The organism is Bowmanella yangjiangensis, assembly GCF_017255015.1.
GTDB classification, from domain to species: domain Bacteria; phylum Pseudomonadota; class Gammaproteobacteria; order Enterobacterales; family Alteromonadaceae; genus Bowmanella; species Bowmanella yangjiangensis.
This window is the reverse complement of record NZ_JAFKCS010000201.1, coordinates 1-1,488: the sequence shown is the minus strand read 5'-3', so window position 1 is coordinate 1,488 and position 1,488 is coordinate 1. Positions and strand designations below refer to the sequence as shown.

The window sequence follows — 1,488 nt, the reverse complement described above, 5'->3', positions numbered from 1 at the left end:
GCCAGTAGCATATTATGATTGTATCTCAATTTCCTTGCGTATAAGTTGTAATGCAAGAATAGATCGTAAGCTGCTTTTGATTCCAAGGCTGGCTGAAGCCCGTCGATGCCATCTAGTCTATAAGTCTCGCACCGCTCCAAAAGGTATTTGTTGACCAAGCCTATATCGGCAAATGCCTGATTTTTTGTGTGATTTAAAATCGTGGCAATGGAGGCCCTGGTGCAATCATTAGATCCTCTTTCCTGGCTGACAATGAGATTTTTCTTGGTTTGATAGTGGCGGCGGGTGGTATGGTTTAAATAATTGGTACCTGCATTGAATCGCTGAGAATATCTTATCATGAGTTTAAGCCTCGGTAGGCGTGCGTGTGTTTTCTAATGAACTCCGCCCTCTTTTGTGGTGGGCTTGAACGTTGGCAGGCAAGTGTGCGAGTGAAGCTGCACTCTTATTGTTCTGCCCTGTCATGGCTATGATTGCATACCCGGTCGACTCACTTTATGAGTTTTGCGGCGTCCACCGTAGGCCTAAGTATGTTTTTCTCGTTATCAATACCAGGGCACCGTGTCATCGGCAGGTGCTTGCTTCTATTGGTATGGGTGTTTGTTGTGGATACCGAAAATTTGAAGGCGGATTTATCCGGCCGGTAGGACGGATAGTGATAAATGTCATCGGCGATGACGAATGACCATTGCGAGCCATTGTAGTGAAAAAGCCAAGACTTCTCATCGAACGCCAATACAGAAGAGTTAAAACGAGGCGTAACAACTGTTCTAAGGTTTGCGAGCAGAATGTTGTCCAGGTCATTGTTGGTTAGTTTGAACTTGACTCTGTCGCCGTAAACTGAAGATTTGAGATCTTTACACCCTTCTCGTTCCGAGGATCGCTCAAATAGGCTTGCACGCTCCAAGAGCTTGCCGATGTCGGTCACTGCGCTCCACCAGCTGGCGTCACCGTTGGACGGCCTAGTTAACTCCATACTGGACTTGGGGTCGTCGGATCTCTGGTTGCCATCCATTCCTGGAAATCCACCAAATACCGGACTGGTACATTCGACAAAGTGGTCATGCAACCTCACAGCATTTTGTGAAATCTTGTCGACAATGCTACCGCCGGTTCGGGCCAGGCCATTGATCAGTCGCTCCATTTCCACGAGAGACATCATGGATACACCCTCGGATTGCACGATACTGGTATTGCAGACAACAATTGGGGCGAACACCGTAGCGGTGTCCAACAATCCAGCACGATTCTCTGGTGTATTTAACGTTGGATGGCCTCTGACGAACGAAGCCACTGTTCCATAGTAGTAGTAACCCAGAATAGCCGACAGACAGTAGAAGTACTTCCAAGGAAGAATATGATGGAACGTCCACTTATCGCAGTCAGGCGTGCCACCACTCCTTCTGGGGGGGAGCTGAACTTTGAATGAATAGGTCGCCATTTATTTGTTTTCCCTCACAGATAGTCCGATTCGCCAACATTCACCCT

Annotated in this window: 2 protein-coding genes; both read right to left on the bottom strand. The window is 47.6% G+C overall.

The genetic code is table 11. The features are described 5' to 3' along the window. Positions 1-341: hypothetical protein (locus tag J0A65_RS23315; RefSeq protein ID WP_206596674.1), on the bottom strand; the 341-nt coding region annotated here is incomplete at its 3' end. Between the two features lie 149 nt (positions 342-490). After that, positions 491-1,441, bottom strand: coding sequence for a hypothetical protein (locus tag J0A65_RS23310; protein WP_206596673.1), 951 nt, complete (start codon positions 1,439-1,441; stop codon positions 491-493). Between the last annotated feature and the right edge of the window lie 47 nt (positions 1,442-1,488).

What these genes read in the sequence shown, in the direction of transcription:
- J0A65_RS23310 (WP_206596673.1), bottom strand. Translation starts at nt 1,441, where the DNA reads ATGGCGACCTATTCATTCAAAGTTCAGCTCCCCCCCAGAAGGAGTGGT.